We start from the raw sequence: 21,305 nt of genomic DNA on the forward strand, positions 1-21,305 counted from the left end.
GACCGCCGCGATCTGGCACAACGACGCCACCGGACAAACCGTCCTACGCTCACTGATCGCCTACGATCACTGACCCCTTGGACTAGATCATCTAGTCAGCGACCTGCGACGTCTCGCTGGCCGAGGTTTCTGACGCAGTGCCAGATATGGGCTGTCCCGAGCGCCCGCGCTGCCGGTGTCCCGCAAGACTTCGGCAGGGCGGGCTTCTGGCTGTTCCGGTTGGAGGGCCCGTCGCACTGGAGGCTTGCGGGCCTCTGGCGCGACGGGAGTTCAGTCGCCTTCCAGGCGATGAGCGGTGCGCTCGCGCAGGAGCAGCCACGGCTCGGCGCGGTTCTCGCTCCCGGATCGGGCACCGGCGTCCTGGAACAGCGCCGCATCGGCCGCCCGGCCCGCCCCGCGCCGGGCGGGGCCTTCCTCGGGGATCGACCTGGTCATGGCCTTCCAGGCCCTGTCTGCCTGCTGTGCGCCGGGCATTGGACCTCCCTCGCCTAATAGGGTCATCGGGTGAAGTGCAGGCACACGTGTGTGCGGCCGCGGTACGGGTTGACCGTCCACTCGAAGGGCATCCGAGAGGCGCCCGGCACCCGGTTGATGATCGAACGGGCCCGGATCTCGTGAAACGTGATCCCGCGGAACTCGGGCGTGTCGAACGTCCGCGTGGTCACCGCGTCCGCGCCGAACAGCGCGGCATCGGCCCGGCTGTGCTCGGACTCCACTGTGAGGTTCTCCCAGCGCATGACGCCTCCTAGGTAGCGCTGGACACAGAATAGAACATCTGTTCGCATGATCGTGCGATGTTCGTTTTCGATCACCTCGGGCACCCCGATTTGGGCGGCCGGGGACCGGGGTGGTTGGCTTGGTCCAAGCCCGAGAACCCATGTCCTGGAGGAACGCAATGGCGCAGGTCGAGGCCACTACCGAGCGGGTCGTCGCCGCGGACCCGGAGACGGTGTTCGACGCGATCGCCGACTACAGCGGCACACGCGCGAATCTGCTGCCCGAGCAGTTCAGCGAGTACGAGGTGCGCGAGGGCGGCGACGGCGAGGGCACCCTCGTCCACTGGAAGCTCCAGGCCACCAGCAAGCGGGTCCGCGACTGCCTCCTCGAGGTCAGCGAGCCGAGCGACGGCGAGCTGGTCGAGAAGGACCGCAACTCCTCCATGGTCACCACCTGGCGCGTCACCCCGGCCGGCGAGGGCAAGTCCCGGGTCGTCGTGACCACGACGTGGACCGGCGCCGGCGGCATTGGCGGCTTCTTCGAGAAGACCTTCGCGCCCAAGGGCCTCGGCCGGATCTACGACGCGATCCTCGCCAAGCTCGCCGCCGAGGTCGAGAAGTAGCCCAAAGGGCAAACAACCAAGGCGCGTTGATCACCTCACCGGTTCGAGTGGATCTCCGTGCCGATCGGCATGATGCCGTAACTCGTCGCGCTTGTTCGCAGTTGTCGATTTACGCGGGATTTCTGCGGGAATCGTGCGACAGCGCGACGAGGGGAGCGGTACGTGGGCGGGACGACTCTGGTGCAGGACGAACCGGTCGTGGTCGTGGCGCCACCCGACGTCATCGCCCCGCCACCGGCCCCGCCCACCCCCGAACTCGGCCCGCGCCGCGTCCGGTTGGTCTTCCTCGGTCTGATGCTCGCGCTGCTCCTCGCCGCCCTGGACCAGATGATCGTCGCCACCGCGCTCCCGAAGATCGTCGGTGAGCTGCACGGCCTCGACAAGATGTCCTGGGCGATCACCGCCTATCTGCTCACGGCCACCATCGGACTGCCGGTCTACGGCAAGCTCGGCGACCTCCTCGGCCGCAAGGGCGTCTTCCAGTTCGCGATCCTCGGTTTCGTCGTCGGCTCCGCGCTCGCCGGACGGGCCCAGACGATGGACCAGTTGATCGCCTTCCGCGCGATCCAGGGCATCGGCGCGGGCGGGCTCATGATCGGCGTGCAGGCGATCATCGCGGACATCGTGCCGCCCCGGCAGCGCGGCCGCTTCATGGGCCTCATCGGCGCCGCCTTCGGCCTGGCCTCCGTCGCGGGGCCCCTCCTCGGCGGCTACTTCACCGACCACCTCTCCTGGCGCTGGTGCTTCTACATCAACGTGCCCTTCGGCCTGGTCACCCTGGCCGTCATCACCGCCGTCCTCAAACTCCCGAGGCCGCGCACGAAGGCCCGGTTCGACGTGCCGGGCGCGCTGCTCCTCGCCGCGGCCTCCACCTGCCTGGTGCTGCTCACCAGTTGGGGCGGCACCGAGTACGCCTGGGGCTCGCGGGAGATCCTCGGCCTCGGCGCGGGCGCCCTCGCCGCCACCGTGCTCTTCATCGTCGCCGAGCGCTTCGCCGCCGAACCCCTCATCCCGCTACGGCTGTTCAGGGACTCCGTCTTCAACATCACCAGCCTCGTCGGACTGGTCGTCGGTGTCGCCCTGTTCGGCGCCGCCAGCTACCTTCCGACGTTCCTGCAGATGGTCGACGGGGCCTCCGCCACCGAGTCGGGACTGCTCATGCTGCCCATGATGGGCGGCATCGTCGGCGCGTCGATCGTCTCCGGTCAGCTCATCAGCCACACCGGCCGCTACAAGGTCTTCCCGCTGCTCGGCGGCGTGCTCTCCGTCGTCGGCATGTGGCTTCTGTCCCGGCTCGAGGTCGGCACCCCCCGGCTGCACTACAGCATCTGGATGGCCGTCCTCGGCGCCGGCATCGGCATGGTGATGCCCGTCCTGATCCTCGCCGTGCAGAACTCCGTCCGCCCCGCCGACCTCGGCACCGCCACCAGCGCCAACAACTACTTCCGGCAGATCGGCGGCAGCGTCGGCGCCGCCGTCTTCGGCACCCTCTTCGCCGGCCGGCTCACCGACGCCCTGCATGAGCGCCTCCCCGCACGGGCCAGTGCCCGGATGCCCGACCCCGAGTCGCTCACACCGCAGCTCGTCCACGCCCTGCCCCCGGCGCTGCGCGACGCCTACATCCGCGCCTACGCCGACGCCATGCCCCGGATCTTCCTCTACCTCGTTCCGGTGCTCGTCCTTGGCCTCGTCATCGCCTTCTTCCTCAAGGAGAAACCACTGGTGTCCCACCACACCGCCGAATCGGAACCCGCGACCATGAACGCCCAGATCCCGCAGGCCCGCCCCCAGCCTTCGGACGGGGGGACCCCCAGCTCGCTTCGCTCGGCCTACACCGCCGGAATCGCCGTCTGCGGCACGGTGCAGCACCCTGACGGAACCGTCGTGCCCCGCGCCGCCCTCACCCTCATCGACGTCGCCGGACAGCAGATCGGGCGCGGCGCGAGCGGCGATGACGGCCGGTACGCGCTGGCCACGCCCGGCTCCGGGTCGTACGTCCTGATCGCCGCCGCGGGCGGCCATCAGCCGCAGGCCGTCTCCGTGACAGTCGGGGAACGGCCCGTGGAGCTGGACGTCGTCCTCGGCGGCGCCGGACGCCTCGCGGGCAGCGTGCTCACTGCCGACGGCTCGCCCGTCCGGGACGCCACCGTCACGCTCACCAACGTGCACGGCGAGGTCGTCGCCACCACCCGCAGCGGACGCGAGGGCGGCTACGTCATCGCCGAGCTGGTGGCCGGCGAATACACCCTCGCCTCCAGCGCGCCCGCCTTCCGCCCCGCCGCGCTGCCCGTCACCGTGCAGAGCGCCCGAGAGACCCGCCAGGACGTCGAGCTGGCCGGGGGCGCCGTGCTGCGCGGCACCGTGCGGGCCGGCGGCGGACGGCCCGTCGAGGACGCGCGCGTGACGCTCCTCGACGCGGCCGGCAACGTCGTGGACACGCTCACCACCGGCGCCGACGGAACGTTCCGGTTCGTCGACCTCTCCTCCGGCGAGTACACCGTCATCGCCGCCGGCTACCCACCCGTGGCCACGGTTTTGCAGGTCGCGGGCGGCGGACGGACCGAGCGCGACCTCCAGTTGGGGCACGAGGACTGACCGGGCGCAACCTCCGTTTGAGGCGCGAGGACCGACCGGGGCGACGGGAGGGGCGCAGATCGGCGCGCCGGAGCGATCGAGTGAAACCAATTCCGGCGTTGCCACACATCGCAACCCTACGCCGCCGTACGGTAGTGACCGGGGGCACAGATCTTTGCGCAGCCGTGAGGAGAGAGGGCCTGGGCCATGGACCGTGGCAGCGAGAGGGACGAACCTCCCGGCCGCGGCGCCGGGGAGGGCGCGGTGGGCCGCGTCCCGCTGGCCGTGGTCGTCGTCGACCGCGACGGCCTGGTGTCCCACTGGAGCACGGGCGCGCGCCGGCTGTTCGGCGCGGCCAAGGAAGAGGCCATCGCGCACCCCGTGGCCGACCTGCTGCCCGTCTCGGGAGCGCTCCCAGAGGACGACGAGATCACTCCGTACGGGGCCTACACGGCGTACGACGGACTCGGCCCCGACCTCGAAACCTCCCTGGACGGACGGCTCGACTACCCGGCGGCGGGCCGAGCCCGCCTCACCGTGCCCGAGCGCGAGCGAAGTGAGATAGGGGTCCCCCCGCCCGAAGGGTGGGGGAGGATCGACGTGCTGTGGTGGGCGTATCCCCTGGTGGGCCCCGGACGGGAGCGGCTGCTCGTGCTGGCCGCCGACGCGGAGCGGCTGCGCCCCGACGAGCCCGACGGCAAGGACGGCGGAGCGGCCGCGTTCGAACGCATAGCGCCCGGCTTCGCCCTGCACACCGACTTCCCCGGCGCCGAGGAACTCGCCCGCCGGCTGCCCGAGATCCTGCCCAGCATGAGCGTCGGCGAGGGCGCCCGGATCGTCGGCCAGGTCCTCGAACTCGGCTATCCAGTCCTGGAGTTCAGCCAGAACGACCGGGTGCCCGTCACCCCCGACTGGGGCGTGGCTCGGCGCACCGAGCGCAAGGAGCGCAGGGAACGGGCGCGGCGAGCCGTGGCACGGGGCCTGCCGCTGCCGGTGGACCCCGACGACGAGGGCGAGGACCTCGAGTACGCCGCCGTGCGCGAGCGGCTGGAGTTCCTCAACGAGGTCAGCGGGCGCATCGGCACCTCCCTCGATCTGTCGCGGACCATCATCGAGGTCAGCAAGGCCGTCGTCCCCCGGTTCACCGACGTCGCCGGGACCTATCTGCGTGAACAGGTCGTCGCAGGTGAGGGCTTCCCGGACGGTGTGCCCGACGCCACCACCCTGTGGCATCGGGTGGCCGTGGAGCACACCGACGAACCCGGCCGCTGGGACGACGTCGTCCCCGTCGGCGAGGCCATGCCCTTCCCGGCGCACACCCCGTTCTTCCAGTGCATGACCACTGGCGAGCCCGTGCTCGTACCGCGCATCAGCGAACAGTTGGGGCACGCCATCGCCTCGCAGTTCGAGAAGCGCGACATCCGGCCGCTGATCACGGGCCGCTCCATGCTGGTGGTGCCGCTCAAGGCCCGCGACGTCGTCCTCGGTTTCATGATCCTGCTGCGCCACCCCGAGCGCGCCGAGTTCAACGACATGGACCGGGTCACCGGAGCCGAACTTGCCGCCCGCGCGGGCCTCGTGCTCGACAACGCGCGCATGTACACGTACCAGGAGAACGTCGCCGAGACCCTCCAGGACAGCATGCTGCCGCGCATTCCGCGGCACATGGCGGGCTGCGACATCGCCACCCGCTATCTCCCCGGCACCCTCCTCGGCCGGGTCGGCGGCGACTGGTTCGACTCCGTCAAACTGCCCGGCGCCCGCACCGCCCTGGTCGTCGGCGACGTCATGGGGCACGGCCTCAACTCGGCCGCGATGATGGGCCAGTTGCGGACGGCCGTACAGACCATGGCCGCCCTCGACCTGCCGCCCGCCCAGCTGCTGCGCAACCTCGACGACCTCGCCCAGCGCCTCGGCGATACCTACCTCGCGACTTGTCTGTACGCCGTCTACGACCCGATCGCGGGCGAGGTCCACATCGCCAACGCGGGTCACATCCCGCCGGTGCTGGTGCGTGCGGACGACGGGCGCAGCGAACTGCTCGACCTGCCGACGGGTGCGCCCATAGGCGTCGGGGGAGTGCCCTTCGAGGCGGTACGCGTGCGCGTGCGGCCCGGCGACCGCCTGGTGATGTGCACCGACGGCCTCGTGGAGATGCGCGGCGAGGACATCGGCGTGGGGCTCGCGACGCTGTGCGAGTCCGCGGCCCACCCCGCCGCGTCCATGGACGACGCCTGCGACACGGTGATCCGCGCTCTGGGCACCCGCGGCGGCCGCAAGGACGACGTGGCGCTGCTGATGGCCCGCCTGGGCGGCATCGCGCCCGAGGACGTCGCCGAGTGGCGGTTCGACCTCGACCCGGCCGCCGTCCGCCGGGCACGCGCGCTGGTCCGCGAACAGCTGCACGCGTGGGGACTGACCGCGCCGGCGGACCATGCGGTGCTGATGGCCGGCGAGCTGGTCACCAATGCCGTACTGCATGCGCGCAGCCGTGACGTCCAGCTGCGGCTGGTGCGCGCCGACACCCTGCTGTGCGAGGTGGAGGACGACGATCCCACCCTGCCGACTCTGCTCGGCGCCGGGCCGGGCGCCGAGTCCGGGCGCGGGCTGCGCGTCGTCAGCGCGCTGGCACGGGCGTGGGGCACGAGCCGTACGAGCGCCGGGAAGACCGTCTGGTTCGAGCTCACCTCGCGGGGGCGCTGACCCGGCCACGGGCGTGCGCCCGCGTACGTGGATCGAATGTGCGGTGAAGGTACGCGCCGCTTGTGGCCGTGACCCCCGCGCGATAGACCGTGCTGGCCTGTCACTTACGGTGGATCGGCGTCGCAATTTTGGGGAGTTGGGCATGAGCGTGACGAGTCGGTACCGCGAGGCCTGGGAGGGGTTCTGGCGTGAGGCGTCGGACGAGCCCGGGGCCGTGTTCTGGGACGCGGAGCCCGCGCTGACCGCCGCTCTCCACCTGGCCCTGTTCGAACCGCAGGTGACAGACCCCGGACTGCCCCTGATCGACCTCGGCTGCGGCAACGGCACGCAGACCCGGTTCCTGGCCGAGCGCTTCCCGCGCGTCGTCGGCGCCGACATCGCCGAGGCCGCCCTCGAGCACGCCCGGCACGCCGACCCCGCGGGCCAGGCCACGTACCGGCTGCTGGACGCCGCGGAGAAGGGCGAGGCCGAGACGCTGCACGCGGAGCTCGGGGACGCCAACGTCTATATGCGGGGCGTCCTGCACCAGGCCGAACTCGACGACCGCCAGCCGCTGGTGGACGGTCTCGCGGCCCTGATCGGCGAGCGCGGCCGCGCCTTCCTCGTCGAACTCTCCGAGGACGCCCGCCCCGTCCTCCTCGGCCTTGCCCAGAGCCCGTCCGGCCCGCCGCCCAAACTCGCCCCGGTCTTCCGCCACGGCATCGCGCCGGGCGAGGTGGCCGACGACGCGGTCCCCGAGTATCTGCGGTCGGCCGGCCTCACGGTCCTGGCGAGCGGCGAACTTCCGCTGGCCACGACCGAGTTCACAGCGGACGACACACGCCTCGAACTGCCGTCGAAGTGGCTGGTGGCGGGGCGTACGCACTGACGCGGGCCCATCCCGCCGGGCCGCCCCCGGTACGCCATTGGTCTGCACCGGTGAGAGTTATCCACAGGCCTGCCGCGATCTCGCGCGACCGCGTAACGTGACGCGCATGAAGATCCTCATCAGTGCCGACATGGAGGGGGCCACCGGCGTCACCTGGCCCGCCGACGTGCTCCCGGGCACGCCGCAGTGGGAGCGCTGCCGGGGCATGTTCACCTCCGACGTCGATGCCGCCGTACAGGGTTTCTACGACGGCGGCGCCGACGAGGTGCTCGTCAACGAGGCCCACTGGTCCATGCGCAACCTGCTCCTGGAGCGGCTGGACGAGCGGGCCCAGATGCTCACCGGCCGCCACAAGTCGCTGTCCATGGTCGAGGGCGTCCAGCACGGCGACGTGGACGGCATCGCGTTCATCGGCTATCACGCGGGCGCTGGCATGGAGGGCGTCCTCGCACACACCTACCTCGCCAACTCCATCACCGGCGTGTGGCTGAACGACGTCCGCGCGAGCGAGGGCCTGCTCAACGCGCACGTCGTCGCCGAGTACGGAGTGCCCGTCGTGCTGGTCACCGGGGACGACGTGGCCTGCGAGGACGCGCTGGGGTACGCGCCGGAGGCGCTGAAGGTCGCCGTCAAGGACCATGTGTCGCGGTACGCCGCCGTGTGCCGCACCCCGGCCAGAACCGCCGCCGACATCCGCGCCGCCGCCAAGGAGGCCGCCACGCTGGCGGTGCGCCACGAGCCCGTCACCGCGGGCCCCTTCACCGTGGCCCTGGAGTTCGACGCCGAGCACCTGGCGATGGCCGCCACCGTCGTCCCGGGTGTCGCACAGACCGGGGAACGCAGAGTGGCGTACACCAGCGAGACCATGTACCAGGCAATCCGCACCTTCAAGGCGGTCACCACGATCGTCTCGGCCGCGGTGGAGGAGCAGTATGGCTGACGAGCGAGCACTGGACGAGGTCGTCCGCTTCACGTCCGACCTCATCCGGATCGACACCACCAACCGCGGCGGCGGCGACTGCCACGAGCGGCCCGCCGCCGAGTACGCGGCCGAGCAGCTCGCGGGCGCGGGCCTCGAACCGGTGCTCCTGGAGCGCACGGAGGGGCGGACCAACGTCGTCGCGCGGATCGAGGGCACCGACCCCTCGGCGCCGGGACTGCTTGTGCACGGTCACCTCGACGTGGTGCCTGCGCAGGCCGACGACTGGAGCGTGCACCCGTTCTCCGGCGAGATCCGGGACGGGGTCGTGTGGGGCCGGGGCGCCGTCGACATGAAGAACATGGACGCGATGATCCTCGCGGTCGTGCGGGCCTGGGCGCGCACCGGGGTGCGGCCCCGGCGAGACCTCGTGATCGCCTTCACCGCCGATGAGGAGGCCAGCGCCGAGGACGGCTCCGGATTCCTCGCCGACCGGTACGCCGGGCTGTTCGAGGGGTGCACGGAGGGCATCAGCGAGTCGGGGGCGTACACCTTCCACGACGGCTCCGGGCGGCAGATCTATCCCATCGCGGCGGGGGAGCGCGGCACCGGGTGGCTCAAGCTCACCGCGCGCGGCCGCGCCGGACACGGCTCCAAGGTCAACCGGGAGAACGCGGTGACGCGGCTCGCCGCCGCGATCACCCGCATCGGTGAGCACGAGTGGCCGCTCAGACTCACCCCGACCGTGAGTGCCGCGCTCACCGAACTCGCCGCCCTGTACGGCATCGAGGCGGACCTGAGCGACGTGGACGGGCTGCTGCAGAAGCTGGGCCCCGCCGCGAAGCTCGTCGAGGCCACCGTGCGCAACAGCGCCAACCCGACGATGCTGGAGGCCGGTTACAAGGTCAACGTCGTCCCGGGGGAGGCCGTCGCCCATGTCGACGGGCGTTTCCTGCCCGGCGGCGAGGACGAGTTCCGCGCCACCCTCGACCGACTGACCGGGCCGGACGTGGAGTGGGAGTTCGACCACCAGGAGGTCGCCCTGCAGGCGCCGGTGGACTCGCCGACGTACGCGAAGATGCGGGCCGCCGTCGAGGAGTTCGCGCCCGAGGGGCATGTGGTGCCGTTCTGCATGTCGGGCGGCACGGACGCCAAGCAGTTCTCCCGGCTCGGCATCACCGGGTACGGGTTCGCGCCGCTGAAGCTCCCCGAGGGCTTCGACTACCAGGCCCTGTTCCACGGGGTCGACGAGCGCGTACCGGTCGAGGCGCTGCACTTCGGCGTCCGGGTCCTCGACCGCTTCCTGCGGACGGCCTAGAAACATGGGGGACGAGATGCGGACCATGGCGTACGGCTCCTGGCCCTCGCCGATCGACGCGGCCCTGGCCGCCGAGCACGACGGCCGCCCCGAGTGGCTGGGCTTCGTCGGTGACGAGATCTGGTGGACCGAACCCCGGCCCCTGGAGGGCGGGCGCCGGACCCTGGTGCGGCTGCGGGCGGGAGGCACGGAGGAGTCGGTGCTGCCCGCGCCGTGGAACGTGCGCAACCGGGTCATCGAGTACGGCGGTCTGCCCTGGGCCGGGGCCGTGCAAGGCGGGCGCCCGCTCGTGGTGTTCACGCACTTCGACGACCAGCGTCTGTACCGGTTCGAGCCGGGCGGCGAGCCGGTGCCGCTGACGCCGGTGTCGCCGGTGGGCGGGGGACTGCGCTGGGCCGAGCCGCGGCTGGATCTGGAGCGCGGCGAAGTGTGGTGCGTTCTGGAGGAGTTCACCGGGGAGGGACCGACCGACCTGCGCCGGGTCCTGGCCGCGGTGCCGCTGGACGGCTCAGCGGCCGACGACCGCTCGGCCGTGCGCGAACTCGCTCCCGAGCGGCACCGGTTCGTGACCGGTCCGCGCGTCTCTCCCGACGGCCGGCGAGCGGTCTGGCTGGCCTGGGACCATCCGCGCATGCCGTGGGACGGTACGGAGCTGATCCTCGCCGATGTCGCGGACGACGGCACGCTGCGCGAGCCGCGCACGGTCGCCGGGGGACCCGAGGAGTCCATCGCGCAGGCCGACTGGTCGGCCGACGGCCGGCTGCTGTACACGAGCGACCGCGGCGGCTGGTGGAACCTGTACCGGGACGGTGAACCCCTCTGCCCGCGCGAGGAGGAGTTCGGCGGGCCCCTGTGGAAGCTCGGACTGAACTGGTTCGCCCCGCTGGACAACGGCACGATCGCCGTCGTGCACGGCCGCGGCGGCACCGCGCTCGGCGTCCTGGACCCCGAGACCGGGGAGATCTGCGACGCGGCCGGACCCTGGAGCGAGTTCACGTCCACGCTCGCGGTGCACGGCGAGCGCGTGGTCGGTGTCGGCGCGGGGCCGAGGAGCGCCCACGAGGTCGTCGAACTGGACATCCGGACCGGCCGGGCCCGGGTGATCGGCGCCCGCCACCGGGACCCGGTCGACCCCGCCTACTACCCTGACCCGCAGATCCGCACCTTCACCGGACCCGGCGGACGCGAGGTGCACGCCCACGTCCACCCGCCGCACAACCCCGGCATCACGGCACCCGACGGCGAACTGCCGCCGTACGTCGTGTGGGCGCACGGCGGCCCCACCAGCCGGGTGCCGCTGGTCCTGGACCTGGAGATCGCCTACTTCACCTCGCGTGGCATAGGCGTCGCCGAGGTCAACTACGGCGGCTCGACCGGATACGGCAGGGAGTACCGCAACCGGCTGCGCGAGCAGTGGGGCGTGGTGGACGTCGAGGATTGTGCGGCCGTCGCGCTCGCCCTCGCCGAGGAGGGCACCGCCGACCGCGCCCGGCTCGCGATCCGGGGCGGCAGCGCCGGCGGCTGGACCAGCGCCGCGTCCCTGACCAGCACCGACGTCTACGCGTGCGGCACGATCATGTATCCGATCCTCGACCTCGCCGGCTGGGCCACGGGGGAGACGCACGACTTCGAGTCGCAGTACCTGGAGAGCCTGGTCGGGCCGCTCGCCGAGGTGCCGGAGCGGTACGCGGAGCGCTCGCCCAGCGAGCACGCCGACCGGCTCACCGTGCCGTTCCTGCTGCTCCAGGGCCTGGACGACGTCATCTGCCCGCCCGCGCAGTGCGAACGCTTCCTCGCCCGGATCGAGGGGCGGCGGGTGCCACACGCGTACATCGCCTTCGAGGGCGAGGGGCACGGCTTCCGGCGGGCCGACACGATGGTGCGCGCCCTGGAGGCGGAACTCTCCCTGTATGCCCAGGTGTTCGGGCTCACCCCGCCCGGCGTACCGACCTTGGAGCTCGCGAAGTGAAGCAACTCGTGCGGCCGCCCCGGCTGGCCCCGGGCGCCAAGGTGGCGATCGTCGCCCCCAGCGGGCCCGTGGCCGAGGAGCGGCTCCAGGCCGGCCTGGACATCCTGCGCGGCTGGGACCTGGAACCGGTGGTCGCCCCGCACGTTCTGGACGTGCACGGGGACCTCGGCTATCTCGCGGGCGCCGACGCCGACCGCGCTGCCGACCTGGAGCGGGCATGGTGCGACCCGTCCGTGGCCGCCGTGCTCTGCGCCCGCGGCGGCTACGGCGCGCAACGCGTCGTCGACCTCCTCGACTGGGAGGCGATGCGTGCCGCGGGGCCGAAGGTGTTCGCCGGGTTCAGCGACGCGACCGCGCTGCACGAGGCGTTCGCCGTACGCCTGGGGCTGGTCACGCTGTACGGGCCGGTGGCCGCGGGCGTCGACTTCGTCAAGAACGCCCATGCCCAGGAGCATCTGCGTGCCACGCTGTTCGCACCGGAGACGGTCCGTACCATCGCCGGCCAGGGCTCCGCGCTGGTGCCAGGGCGGGCCCGGGGCAGTACGCTCGGCGGCTGTCTGCGGATGCTCGCGACCGGGCTCGGCACCCCGCTCACCCACGGCGACGCGCGCGGCGGGCTGGTTCTCCTGGAGGACGTCGGCGAGGGGGCCTACAGCCTGGACCGGAGCATCACCCAACTCCTGCGCTCGGGTTGGTTCGAAGGCGTCACCGGCATCGTGCTCGGGTCCTGGGACCGGTGCGGACCGTACGAGGAGCTGCGCCCGATGCTCGCCGACCGGCTCGGCGGTCTGGGCGTCCCGGTCGCCGAGGAGTTCGGATTCGGACACTGCGACGCGGCGTTGACCATGCCGCTCGGGATGGTCGCCGAACTGGACGCGGACGCGGGCACCTTGACGCTGGAGGAGCCGGCCCTGCGCTGACCCGGCCACCGGTCACCGGGCGTGACCCGGCTGCCCGTGACCCGCGGCGTAGGCTGGTGGAATGCCGCATACCGCATCCCAATATCTCGCCGAGGGCCCCCGGGTGGGGCTGCGCCACTTCTCCTACGAGGACGGTCCGGAGTTCACAACGCGGGCCCGGGAGAGCAAGGACCTGCACCAGCCGTGGCTGTTCCCGCCGGTCACGGAGGCGGCGTACAGCGCTTACGCGGGGCGGCTGATCGAGGACCCGACGAAGGCCGGCTTCCTGGTGTGCGAGAAGGACGGCGGGGGCATCGCCGGGTTCATCAACATCAACAACATCGTCGAGGGTGGCTTCCAGTGCGGTGCCCTGGGCTACGGCGCCTTCGCGCACGCGGCCGGGCGCGGGCTGATGCGCGAGGGCCTCGACCTCGTGGTGGAGTACGCCTTCGGCCCGATGCGGCTGCACCGGCTGGAGATCAACGTGCAGCCCGGCAACGCCGCCTCCATCGCCCTCGCCCGCGGGGTCGGCTTCCGCCTGGAGGGCTTCTCGCCGAACATGATCTTCATCGGCGGGGCCTGGCGGGACCATGAGCGCTGGGCGATCACCGCCGAGATGCGGGCTTGAGGTTGATCTTCATGGTGTCGAGGTCGGTGACGGTCGACTTCAGGCGGGTGAAGGCGTAGCCGAGGCCGCGCAGCGTGCTCTCGGCCCGGTCCTCGGCGATCGCCCCCGCCATCTCCTCGCCGTCGGCCGCGTCCGACACCACCACATAGCGCATGGAGAAGTGCTTCAGCGGCGAGGGCTCGTACGACAGCGTCCCCTCCTCGGTGAACCGCATGCTCGTCAGCCCGTGCTCCGCCGCCTCGGCCAGCAGCCGCTCCCGCGCCTCGGCGGTCAGGCCGTCCCAGATGCCCCGGACGATGACCCGGTAGGTGTGCTGCTCGCCGCTCATGTGCCGTTCCACTTCTTTGTGCCGTGCGCAGGTCGGTCGACTGTACGTCGGACGGACCGCGGGGTCGGCACGGATTTTCGCCGGGTGCGGGCCGCCCACGCCAGGTCGCCGGGCGCGACCGTCGTCCCGTGCGCCGGGTACGCTGCCGCCTTTGCGGAAACCTGACCGGCCGCGCCTCTGGCCGACTCCCCGGTCCGCGGGTTCCATGGTGATCGTGACGACGATCCGACGTGAGGTACTGACGCTGCCCGCGGCCGAGTTGGGCCCCGACAATCCGCTGCCCCCGCTCCGCCCGCTCGACGAGGTCCACCGCATCGAGGACCGGGACCGGGAGGAACTGCCCCGCGACATGGCCCGGCAGGTCGGCTACGAGCCGCTGCACAGCCTGCTGCCGGTCCGGGTCCGGGACGGCTACGGCAGAACCCGCGAGCCCCGCGCCCTCGACGCCCTCGTGATCGAGAACGACCGGCTGCGCGCCACCGTCCTGCCCGGCCTCGGCGGCCGGATCGCCTCCCTCGTCCACCTGCCGACCGGCCGTGAACTCCTCTACCGCAACCCGGTGCTCCAGCCCGCCAACTTCGCCCTCAACGGAGCCTGGTACTCCGGCGGCATCGAGTGGAACATCGGCGCCACCGGCCACACCACCCTCTCCTGCTCACCCCTGCACGCCGCCCGCGTCCCCGCTCCCGACGGCGGAGAGATGCTGCGTCTGTGGGAATGGGAGCGGCTGCGCGACCTGCCCTTCCAGGTCGACCTGTGGCTGCCCGACGGCTCCGACTTCCTGTACGTCGGCGTCCGCGTCCGCAATCCGCACGAGCGGCCTGCGCCCACCTACTGGTGGTCCAACATCGCGGTGCCCGAGGAGTGCCGCGTACTCGCGCCCGCCGAGGAGGCCTGGCACTTCGGCTACGAGCGGCGGCTGCGCCGCGTACCCGTCCCGTCGTACGACGGGATCGACCGCACGTACCCGCTCAACAGCCCTTACGCCGCAGACTACTTCTACGAGGTGCCCGACGGCCGGCGCCGCTGGATCGCCGCGCTCGACACCGACGGGCACGGGCTCGTGCAGACCTCCACCGACGTGCTGCGCGGCCGCAAGCTGTTCGTCTGGGGCGTGGAGCCGGGCGGCCGGCGCTGGCAGGAGTGGCTCACCGAACCCGGCACCGGGGGCTACTGCGAGATCCAGGCCGGTCTCGCCCGCACTCAGCTGGAGCACGTACGGCTGGAGGCGGAGAGCGAGATCTCCTGGCTGGAGGCGTACGGCCCGCTCGACGCGCCGCCGGACGCTGGCGAGTGGACCGCCGTACTGCGCACCGACGAGGAACGGCTGGAGGCGGTGCTGCCGCGCGCCGACGTCGACGCCGCGTACGCCGCCTGGAAGCCGTACGCCGACACCGAACCCGGCGAGACGCTGGCCGTCGGCTCCGGCTGGGGCGCGCTCGAAGTGCGGCGCGGTGACTGGAAGTTGCCCGGCACCCCGTTCGACGGGTCCACGCTGGGCGACGCCCAGGCACCCTGGCTGGAGTTGCTGCGTTCCGGCTCCTTCCCCGAACCGCGCCGGGTGCGGCCGCCCGGTGAGAGTCTGGTCGCCCCCCACTGGCGCGACATGCTGGAGACGGCGCCCGCCACCCCGCTCACCGAGTACCACCTCGGCGTCGCCCAGTGGCACGCCGGGGACCGGGCGCAGGCGGTGCGCAGCTGGGAGCGGGCCCTCGAACTCGCCCCCTCCCTGTGGCCGTTGCTGCGCTGCCTCGCCGTCGCCGACCAGGAGTGCGGCCAGCACGAACGGGCTGCCGACCGCTACGCCGACGCCTTCGACGACCTGTGCCGGGAGCGGCGCGACGACGGCGAGTTGTGGACCGCCGCCGTCGCCGCGCTCGGCCGCGAGGCGCTCGAAGCGCTCCTCGGGGTGCGGCGGGCCGCGCAGGCGCGCGCCGTGTGGGAGCGGCTGCACCCGGCGACCCGGGCGCGCGGCCGGTTCCGGCTGCTGGAAGCGGAGTTGCTGCTCGTCGACGGGCGGCGCGAGGAGGCCCGCTCCGTCTTCGACGACGGCTTCGAGGTCGCCGACCTGCGGGAGGGAGACGAGGCCATCGGCAAGTTGTGGGGGAGGATCGCCGACGAACCGCTCTGGGCGCGCTACGACTTCCGTATGCGCCCGCCGGAGTCGTGAGACGTAGAGAATCCGGTTTCCCCGGGGACGAACCGAATGCGCTCCCTCCCTCGTCGCCGCACACAGGGCGGTACAGCGGTGGGGGTGGGGAACGATGGCGGAGCACATGGCCGTACACGTCTGTCCGCAGTGCGGCGCGGACATGCCCGTCGACGAGGGGTATCCCGTGTGGTGCGCGGGCTGCGACTGGAACGTGGCGCCCGAGCTCTTCGTCTACGGCCTTGGCGGCACCGCCGAGCGGCGGCGCGAGCTCGCCGGACGACACGGCACGGAGACGTTCGAGGAGCTGGCGCGCGAGGGCACGCAGGGGCTCCGGGCACGGCTGACCCCCTCGTACGTGCTGGCGTGCGCGCTGGCCCTGCTGGTGCACGCGTTGTCGTTCGCGCTGCTCGGCGTCGGGGTGTGGCTGCTGGTGCGGAGCTGGGGAAACCCGTTCGCGATGGTGTTCGGGGTGCTGATGGTGCTGCTGTTCCTCGTGTTGCGCCCGCGCTTCCCAAAGCTGGACGAGTCGGTGCCACGGCTCGGGCGGGTGGACGCGCCCCGGCTGTTCAAGTTCGTCGACTCCGTGGCGGCCGGGACGGGTACGCGGAGCGTCGACGCGATCGTCGTGGAGCCGTACGTCAACGCGGGCGTCACCACGTACGGGCTGCGTCGGCGCGTCCTGCACCTCGGCCTCGGGCTGTGGGCCGTCCTCACCCCGCAGCAGAAGGTCGCCCTGCTCGGCCACGAACTCGGTCACTTCGCGAACGGCGACACCCGGTACACCAGCGTCGTCGCCAGCGCCCTGTACACGCTGCGGGTGTGGGTGCTGGTGCTCGCGCCCGAGAGCTGGAAGGGGCGGCTGACCCACCTGCTCGTGGCCGGTCTGCTGCGCATCCCCTACTACGCGGCGCGCAGCACGCTCACCCTGCTGGAGAAGATCACCCTGCGCGGCTTCCCGCGCCGCGAGTACCTCGCCGACGACCTGGCAGCCGAGGTCGCCTCCACCGAGGCCGCCCGTGACCTCATGGAGACGCTGCTGCACGTGGAGCGCATCGACGGCGAACTGCGCCGGCTCACCGACGAGGCGACGGCCGACGCCGGCCGCCCCGGCACTCCCCGCCTGGACGAGACGCTGTGGCCCCGGCTCGCCGACCACCTGGCCTCCGTGCCGGCGCGGGAGCGCGAACGGCAGCGCAGGGTCAGCGCGTTGCGGTGGCACCAGCAGGACGCCACCCACCCGCCGACCCACCTGCGCATCGAACTCCTCGACCGGCGCGGCCCGTCCACGGCGAAGGTCGTCCTCGACGAGCGGACCGAACGGGCCATGGAGCGTGAACTACGCTCCTCGGCCAAGAGGTTGGCGCGGGCGATCGCCCAGGACCGGTGACGACCCACGGCGAAGCGGTTGGCGGTCGCCCGCGATCCGTGACCCGGCTCAGCTCCGGTGGTCCACGTACTCGAACACCGAACCGTCCGGATGCATCGCAAGGAGCGTGCGGCCCACGGGGGTGGGTACCGGGCCCGCGAGGACCCGCGCGTCGAGGTCCGTGAGCAGCTGGTGGGCCTCGGCCACGTCCTTGACGGCTATGGTCGCGGCCACCTTGCGCAGCAGCTCCAGCTCGGCCTCGGGGCCGCTCATCAGCAGGAAGGAGCCGACCGCGGCGACCTGGACGCCGCCGCGTTCGGACCGGAGCGCTCTGCTGCCCGTGAGGCGTTCGTAGAAGGGGATCGCGGTCTCGAGGTCATCGACGCAGATGCGCAGTGAGGCGCCCAGAATCTCCATGCCGGCGAGCCTAGTTGCGCCGGCCGGAGCAGGTGATCCATTCGGCGGATCGTCGGGCCGCGTTACGCGTCCGCGCGGACGGGTACCCGGCGGTCATGGACAGCCTGGATCACCTCGAACACCTGGACAAGGACCTGGTCGACGAGCTGGCGCAGGTGGCACGCGAGACCGTGCGCGACGAGCTGCGCGAGCAGACCCGCAGACGACGCCGCACGGCCGTGCTGTACGCCGCGTCCGGCGCCGTCGCCCTGTACGCGGGCGGCGCCCTCGCGCTCGCCCTGGGCCTGGCCCTTGCCACCGCGCTGCCCGGCTGGGCGGCCGCGCTGATCACCGCGGCGATCCTGGGCGCCGTGGCGTACCTCCTGCGCGGCGCCGCCCGTCCGAAGGCCGCGGCCGGGATTTCCGCAAGGACTCGTACCGGCACGCCGTACCCGCCCGCGCCACCAGGGACACCGCCCCGCACGGACATCGACGCGGACATACCCCACCACAGGGCGTGACGGTGATCGACACGGCGTCGCATGTTTGAGCGCACCGACCAGGGTCAGGCGAAAGGCCTCGGATGAGTCACACCCCCGGAGGCGCACCGTGAGCCGACCCCGCATCGTGATCGTCGGCGCCGGATTCGCCGGCTACCGGACCGCCCGCCGGCTGTCCCGGCAGGCCCGGGGCCGGGCCGACGTCACCCTGCTGAACCCGACCGACCACTTCCTGTATCTGCCCCTGTTGCCCCAGGTCGCCGCCGGAATCCTGGAACCGCGCCGGGTCACCGTCTCCCTCTCCGGCACGCTGCGCGACGTGCGCCCGGTGCTCGGCGAGGCGGACCGCGTCGACCTCGAAGCGGGCACCGTCCACTACACGGACCCCGAGGGCAGCACCGGAACCCTGACCTACGACCGGCTCGTGCTGTCCGTCGGCAGCGTCAACAAACTGTTGCCGATCCCCGGTGTCGCCGAGCACGCGCACGGCTTCCGCGGTCTGCCCGAGGCGCTGTATCTGCGCGACCACGTGACCCGCCAGATCGAGCTGGCCACCGCGGCCGACGACCCGAAGGCCGCCGCCGCGCGCTGCACCTTCGTCGTGGTCGGCGCCGGGTACACCGGCACCGAGGTGGCGGCGCAGATGCAGATGTACACCGACTGGATGACCCGCCGGCGGCCCCTGCCGGGCGGCGTACGGCCCCGCTGGCTGCTGCTGGACGTCGCGCCGCGCGTGCTGCCCGAGCTGGACGAGCGTCTCTCGCGCACCGCCGACCGGGTCCTGCGGCAGCGCGGCGTCGAGGTCCGCATGGGCACCTCCGTGCGCGAGGCCACCCATGACGGCGTACTGCTCACCGACGGCGGGTTCGTCGAGTCGCGGACGCTCGTGTGGTGCGTCGGTGTACGGCCCGACCCGCTCGTCGAAGGCATCGGGCGGCCGTTGGAGCGCGGCCGGCTGATCGTCGACCCGTATCTCCAGGTGCCGGGCCACCCGGAGGTGTTCGCGTGCGGCGACGCGGCCGCGGTGCCCGACCTCGAGCGTCCCGGCGAGTTCACGCCGATGACGGCGCAGCACGCCTGGCGGCAGGGCAGGGTCGCGGCGGGCAACGTGGCCGCCTCGCTGGGCGCCGGGGAGCGCCGCCCCTACCGCCACCGCGACCTGGGCTTCGCCGTCGACCTGGGCGGCACACAGGCCGCCGCCGACCCGTTCGGGCTGCCGCTGTCCGGTCTGCCCGCCGGGCTGGTCACCCGCGGCTACCACCTCGCGGCGCTGCCCGCAGGCCGCGCCCGGGTCGCCGCCGACTGGCTCCTGGACGCCGTACTGCCGCGCCAGGCCGTCCAGTTGGGGCTCGTCCGCTCCTGGTCGGTCCCCCTGGACACGGCTTCCCCCGAACTCGCCCGGGTACCCGGCGCACCGGAGCAGCCGCACGCGCACCACCTCTCGCCCGGCCCCGTGACGCGCGCCGACATCCCCGCGGAAGGAGACTCATGAACACCGCCGAACTCGTCGAACTCGCCCAGCAGTTGCGCGTGGACAGCGTGCGGGCCGCCGCCGCGGCCGAGTCCGGACACCCGACGTCCTCGATGTCCGCCGCCGAGCTGATGGCGGTCCTGTTCGCCCGCCATCTGCGGTACGACTTCGAGCGCCCCGCCCACCCCGCCAACGACCGGTTCGTCCTCTCCAAGGGACATGCCTCACCCCTGCTGTACGCCGCCTACAAGGCGGCCGGCGCCGTCGACGACGCCGAACTGCTCACCTTCCGCAGTCTCGGCAGCCACCTCGAAGGACACCCGACCCCACGCCGTCTGCCCTGGGTGGAGACGGCCACCGGCTCACTCGGCCAGGGCCTGCCGGTCGGCGTCGGCATCGCGCTGGCCGGGAAACGGCTGGACCACGCCGGGTACCGCGTGTGGGTGCTGTGCGGGGACAGCGAGCTGGCCGAGGGCTCGATCTGGGAGGCCGCCGAGCACGCGGCGTACGAGCACCTCGACAACCTCACCGCGATCATCGACGTCAACCGGCTGGGCCAGCGCGGACCCACCCGGCACGGCCACGACCTCGACGCCTACGCCCGCCGCTTCGAGGCCTTCGGCTGGCACGCCCTGGAGGTCGACGGACACGACGTGGACGCGGTCGACCGGGCCTACGGCGAGGCCGAGTCCACCAGCGGACAGCCCACGGTGATCCTCGCCCGCACCCTCAAGGGCAAAGGCGTCGCCTCCGTCCAGGACCGCGAGGGCCTGCACGGCAAGCCGCTGCCGAACCCCGAGGAGGCCATCGCCGAGCTCGGCGGCGTCCGCGACCTGCGCGTGCGGGTGCAGGAGCCGCACACCGCGCGGATGCTGCACTCCGTGCCCACCGAAGCACTGGAACTCCCGCGCTACGGCAGGGGCGAGCGCGCGGCCACCCGGGACGCCTTCGGCAGGGCCCTCGCCGCGCTCGGCTCCGCCCGAGGCGACATCGTGGCCCTGGACGGCGAGGTCGGCGACTCCACCCGTACCGAACTGTTCGCCAAGGAGCACCCCGACCGCTTCTTCGAGTGCTACATCGCCGAACAGCAACTCGTCGCCACGGCCGTGGGCATGGCGGCGCGCGGCTGGGTGCCGTACGCCTCGACGTTCGCCGCGTTCTTCACACGCGCCCATGATTTCGTGCGCATGGCGTCGATCAGTGGCGCCGGCATCAACCTCGTCGGTTCGCACGCGGGCGTCGCGATCGGCCAGGACGGGCCCTCCCAGATGGGCCTGGAGGACCTGGCGATGTTCCGGTCGGTGTACGGCTCGACCGTGCTGTACCCGTGCGACGCCAACCAGACCGCCAAGCTCGTCGCCGGTATGGCGGGCCTGCACGGCGTCCGCTATCTGCGCACCTCGCGCGGTGCCGGCCCGGTCCTCTACGGCCCCGACGTGGAGTTCCCGGTCGGCGGCAGCAAGGTGCTGCGTTCCTCCTCCGAGGACCGGCTGACCGTCGTGGCGGCCGGTGTCACCGTGCCCGAGGCCCTCGCCGCCGCCGACGAACTCGCCGCCGAGGACATCCCGATCAGGGTGATCGACCTCTACTCCGTCAAGCCCGTCGACCGGTACACACTGCGCCGGGCCGCCGAGGAGACCGGCGCACTGCTCACAGTCGAGGACCACCACGTGGAGGGCGGCATCGGGGACGCCGTCCTGGACGCGTTCCTCGACGGCAGGCCCGTGCCCCGGCTGGTCCGCCTGGCGGTACGGACGATGCCGGGCTCGGCCGCCCCCGACGAGCAGCTGCACGCCGCGGGCATCGACGCCATGGCGATCACGGCGGCCGGCCGGCTGATGCTGGAGGAGGCGGTCGTACGGTGATCAGGCCGCG

The 21,305-nt window shown here is 72.4% G+C and carries 17 protein-coding genes and 1 pseudogene; 14 read left to right on the forward strand and 4 right to left on the reverse strand.

Going from position 1 to position 21,305, the window contains the following annotated elements:
• Positions 1-270: 270 nt before the first annotated feature.
• Both ACFYXB_RS40085 and ACFYXB_RS40090 read right to left on the reverse strand, forming a co-directional pair.
• Positions 271-474, reverse strand: a complete 204-nt coding sequence (locus ACFYXB_RS40085) for a hypothetical protein (RefSeq protein WP_389589974.1) — start codon at positions 472-474, stop codon at positions 271-273.
• 35 nt (positions 475-509) lie between these two features.
• Positions 510-737: pseudogene (locus tag ACFYXB_RS40090) on the reverse strand (radical SAM protein); the annotation flags it as partial.
• Positions 738-895: 158 nt separating this feature from the next.
• Here ACFYXB_RS40090 and ACFYXB_RS40095 point away from each other — a divergent pair.
• From ACFYXB_RS40095 to ACFYXB_RS40135, 9 genes are all read left to right on the forward strand, one after another.
• Positions 896-1,339: an SRPBCC family protein gene (locus ACFYXB_RS40095; protein ID WP_389589975.1), complete on the forward strand. Its 444-nt coding sequence runs from the start codon at positions 896-898 to the stop codon at positions 1,337-1,339.
• Positions 1,340-1,501: 162 nt separating this feature from the next.
• On the forward strand, positions 1,502-3,934 hold the full coding sequence (locus ACFYXB_RS40100; protein WP_389589976.1) for an MFS transporter: 2,433 nt from the start codon (positions 1,502-1,504) through the stop codon (positions 3,932-3,934).
• 186 nt (positions 3,935-4,120) lie between these two features.
• Entirely contained in the window at positions 4,121-6,616 is a 2,496-nt protein-coding gene (locus tag ACFYXB_RS40105; RefSeq protein ID WP_389589979.1) for a SpoIIE family protein phosphatase, read from the forward strand.
• A gap of 142 nt (positions 6,617-6,758) precedes the next feature.
• Entirely contained in the window at positions 6,759-7,484 is a 726-nt protein-coding gene (locus ACFYXB_RS40110) for a class I SAM-dependent methyltransferase (RefSeq protein ID WP_389589981.1), read from the forward strand.
• A 106-nt stretch (positions 7,485-7,590) separates the two neighbouring features.
• Positions 7,591-8,424 (forward strand): M55 family metallopeptidase, encoded by an 834-nt coding sequence (locus tag ACFYXB_RS40115; protein WP_351352376.1) that lies wholly within the window; start codon positions 7,591-7,593, stop codon positions 8,422-8,424.
• Positions 8,417-9,721, forward strand: coding sequence for a M20/M25/M40 family metallo-hydrolase (locus ACFYXB_RS40120; RefSeq protein ID WP_389589982.1), 1,305 nt, complete (start codon positions 8,417-8,419; stop codon positions 9,719-9,721). The genes ACFYXB_RS40115 and ACFYXB_RS40120 overlap by 8 nt, the downstream gene beginning before the upstream one ends.
• Before the next feature lie 16 nt (positions 9,722-9,737).
• A complete protein-coding gene (locus ACFYXB_RS40125; protein ID WP_389590019.1) occupies positions 9,738-11,690 on the forward strand; it encodes an LpqB family beta-propeller domain-containing protein in 1,953 nt (650 codons plus the stop codon).
• A complete protein-coding gene (locus tag ACFYXB_RS40130) occupies positions 11,687-12,610 on the forward strand; it encodes an LD-carboxypeptidase (RefSeq protein ID WP_388497913.1) in 924 nt (307 codons plus the stop codon). Before ACFYXB_RS40125 ends, ACFYXB_RS40130 begins: the two co-directional genes overlap by 4 nt.
• Before the next feature lie 61 nt (positions 12,611-12,671).
• Complete coding sequence (locus tag ACFYXB_RS40135; protein WP_351352365.1) at positions 12,672-13,217, forward strand: GNAT family protein; 546 nt, start codon at positions 12,672-12,674, stop codon at positions 13,215-13,217.
• Here the strand turns inward: ACFYXB_RS40135 and ACFYXB_RS40140 are convergent.
• Positions 13,195-13,545, reverse strand: coding sequence for a DUF6204 family protein (locus tag ACFYXB_RS40140; RefSeq protein ID WP_351352362.1), 351 nt, complete (start codon positions 13,543-13,545; stop codon positions 13,195-13,197). The two genes, ACFYXB_RS40135 and ACFYXB_RS40140, sit on opposite strands and share 23 nt — an antisense overlap.
• Before the next feature lie 205 nt (positions 13,546-13,750).
• On the opposite strand from ACFYXB_RS40140, the gene ACFYXB_RS40145 reads away from it, so the two are divergent.
• Positions 13,751-15,715, forward strand: a complete 1,965-nt coding sequence (locus ACFYXB_RS40145; protein WP_389589984.1) for a DUF5107 domain-containing protein — start codon at positions 13,751-13,753, stop codon at positions 15,713-15,715.
• Positions 15,716-15,809: 94 nt separating this feature from the next.
• Positions 15,810-17,084: a M48 family metalloprotease gene (locus tag ACFYXB_RS40150; RefSeq protein ID WP_389589986.1), complete on the forward strand. Its 1,275-nt coding sequence runs from the start codon at positions 15,810-15,812 to the stop codon at positions 17,082-17,084.
• 48 nt (positions 17,085-17,132) lie between these two features.
• On the opposite strand, the gene ACFYXB_RS40155 is transcribed toward ACFYXB_RS40150, so the two are convergent.
• Positions 17,133-17,480: a VOC family protein gene (locus ACFYXB_RS40155; RefSeq protein ID WP_389589988.1), complete on the reverse strand. Its 348-nt coding sequence runs from the start codon at positions 17,478-17,480 to the stop codon at positions 17,133-17,135.
• 95 nt (positions 17,481-17,575) lie between these two features.
• Between ACFYXB_RS40155 and ACFYXB_RS40160 the strand changes: the two genes are divergently transcribed.
• The 3 genes from ACFYXB_RS40160 to ACFYXB_RS40170 all read left to right on the forward strand — a co-directional run bounded on the left by ACFYXB_RS40160 (position 17,576) and on the right by ACFYXB_RS40170 (position 21,295).
• On the forward strand, positions 17,576-17,980 hold the full coding sequence (locus ACFYXB_RS40160; protein ID WP_388497927.1) for a phage holin family protein: 405 nt from the start codon (positions 17,576-17,578) through the stop codon (positions 17,978-17,980).
• Positions 17,981-18,068: 88 nt separating this feature from the next.
• The gene (locus ACFYXB_RS40165) at positions 18,069-19,451 is read left to right on the forward strand and encodes an NAD(P)/FAD-dependent oxidoreductase (protein ID WP_389589990.1); all 1,383 of its coding nucleotides are present in this window, start codon (positions 18,069-18,071) and stop codon (positions 19,449-19,451) included.
• Positions 19,448-21,295, forward strand: coding sequence for a transketolase (locus ACFYXB_RS40170; protein ID WP_389589991.1), 1,848 nt, complete (start codon positions 19,448-19,450; stop codon positions 21,293-21,295). The genes ACFYXB_RS40165 and ACFYXB_RS40170 overlap by 4 nt, the downstream gene beginning before the upstream one ends.
• Positions 21,296-21,305 lie beyond the last annotated feature (10 nt).

The sequence above is a fragment of the Streptomyces sp. NPDC002619 genome (genome assembly GCF_042889305.1).
Lineage (GTDB): Bacteria > Actinomycetota > Actinomycetes > Streptomycetales > Streptomycetaceae > Streptomyces.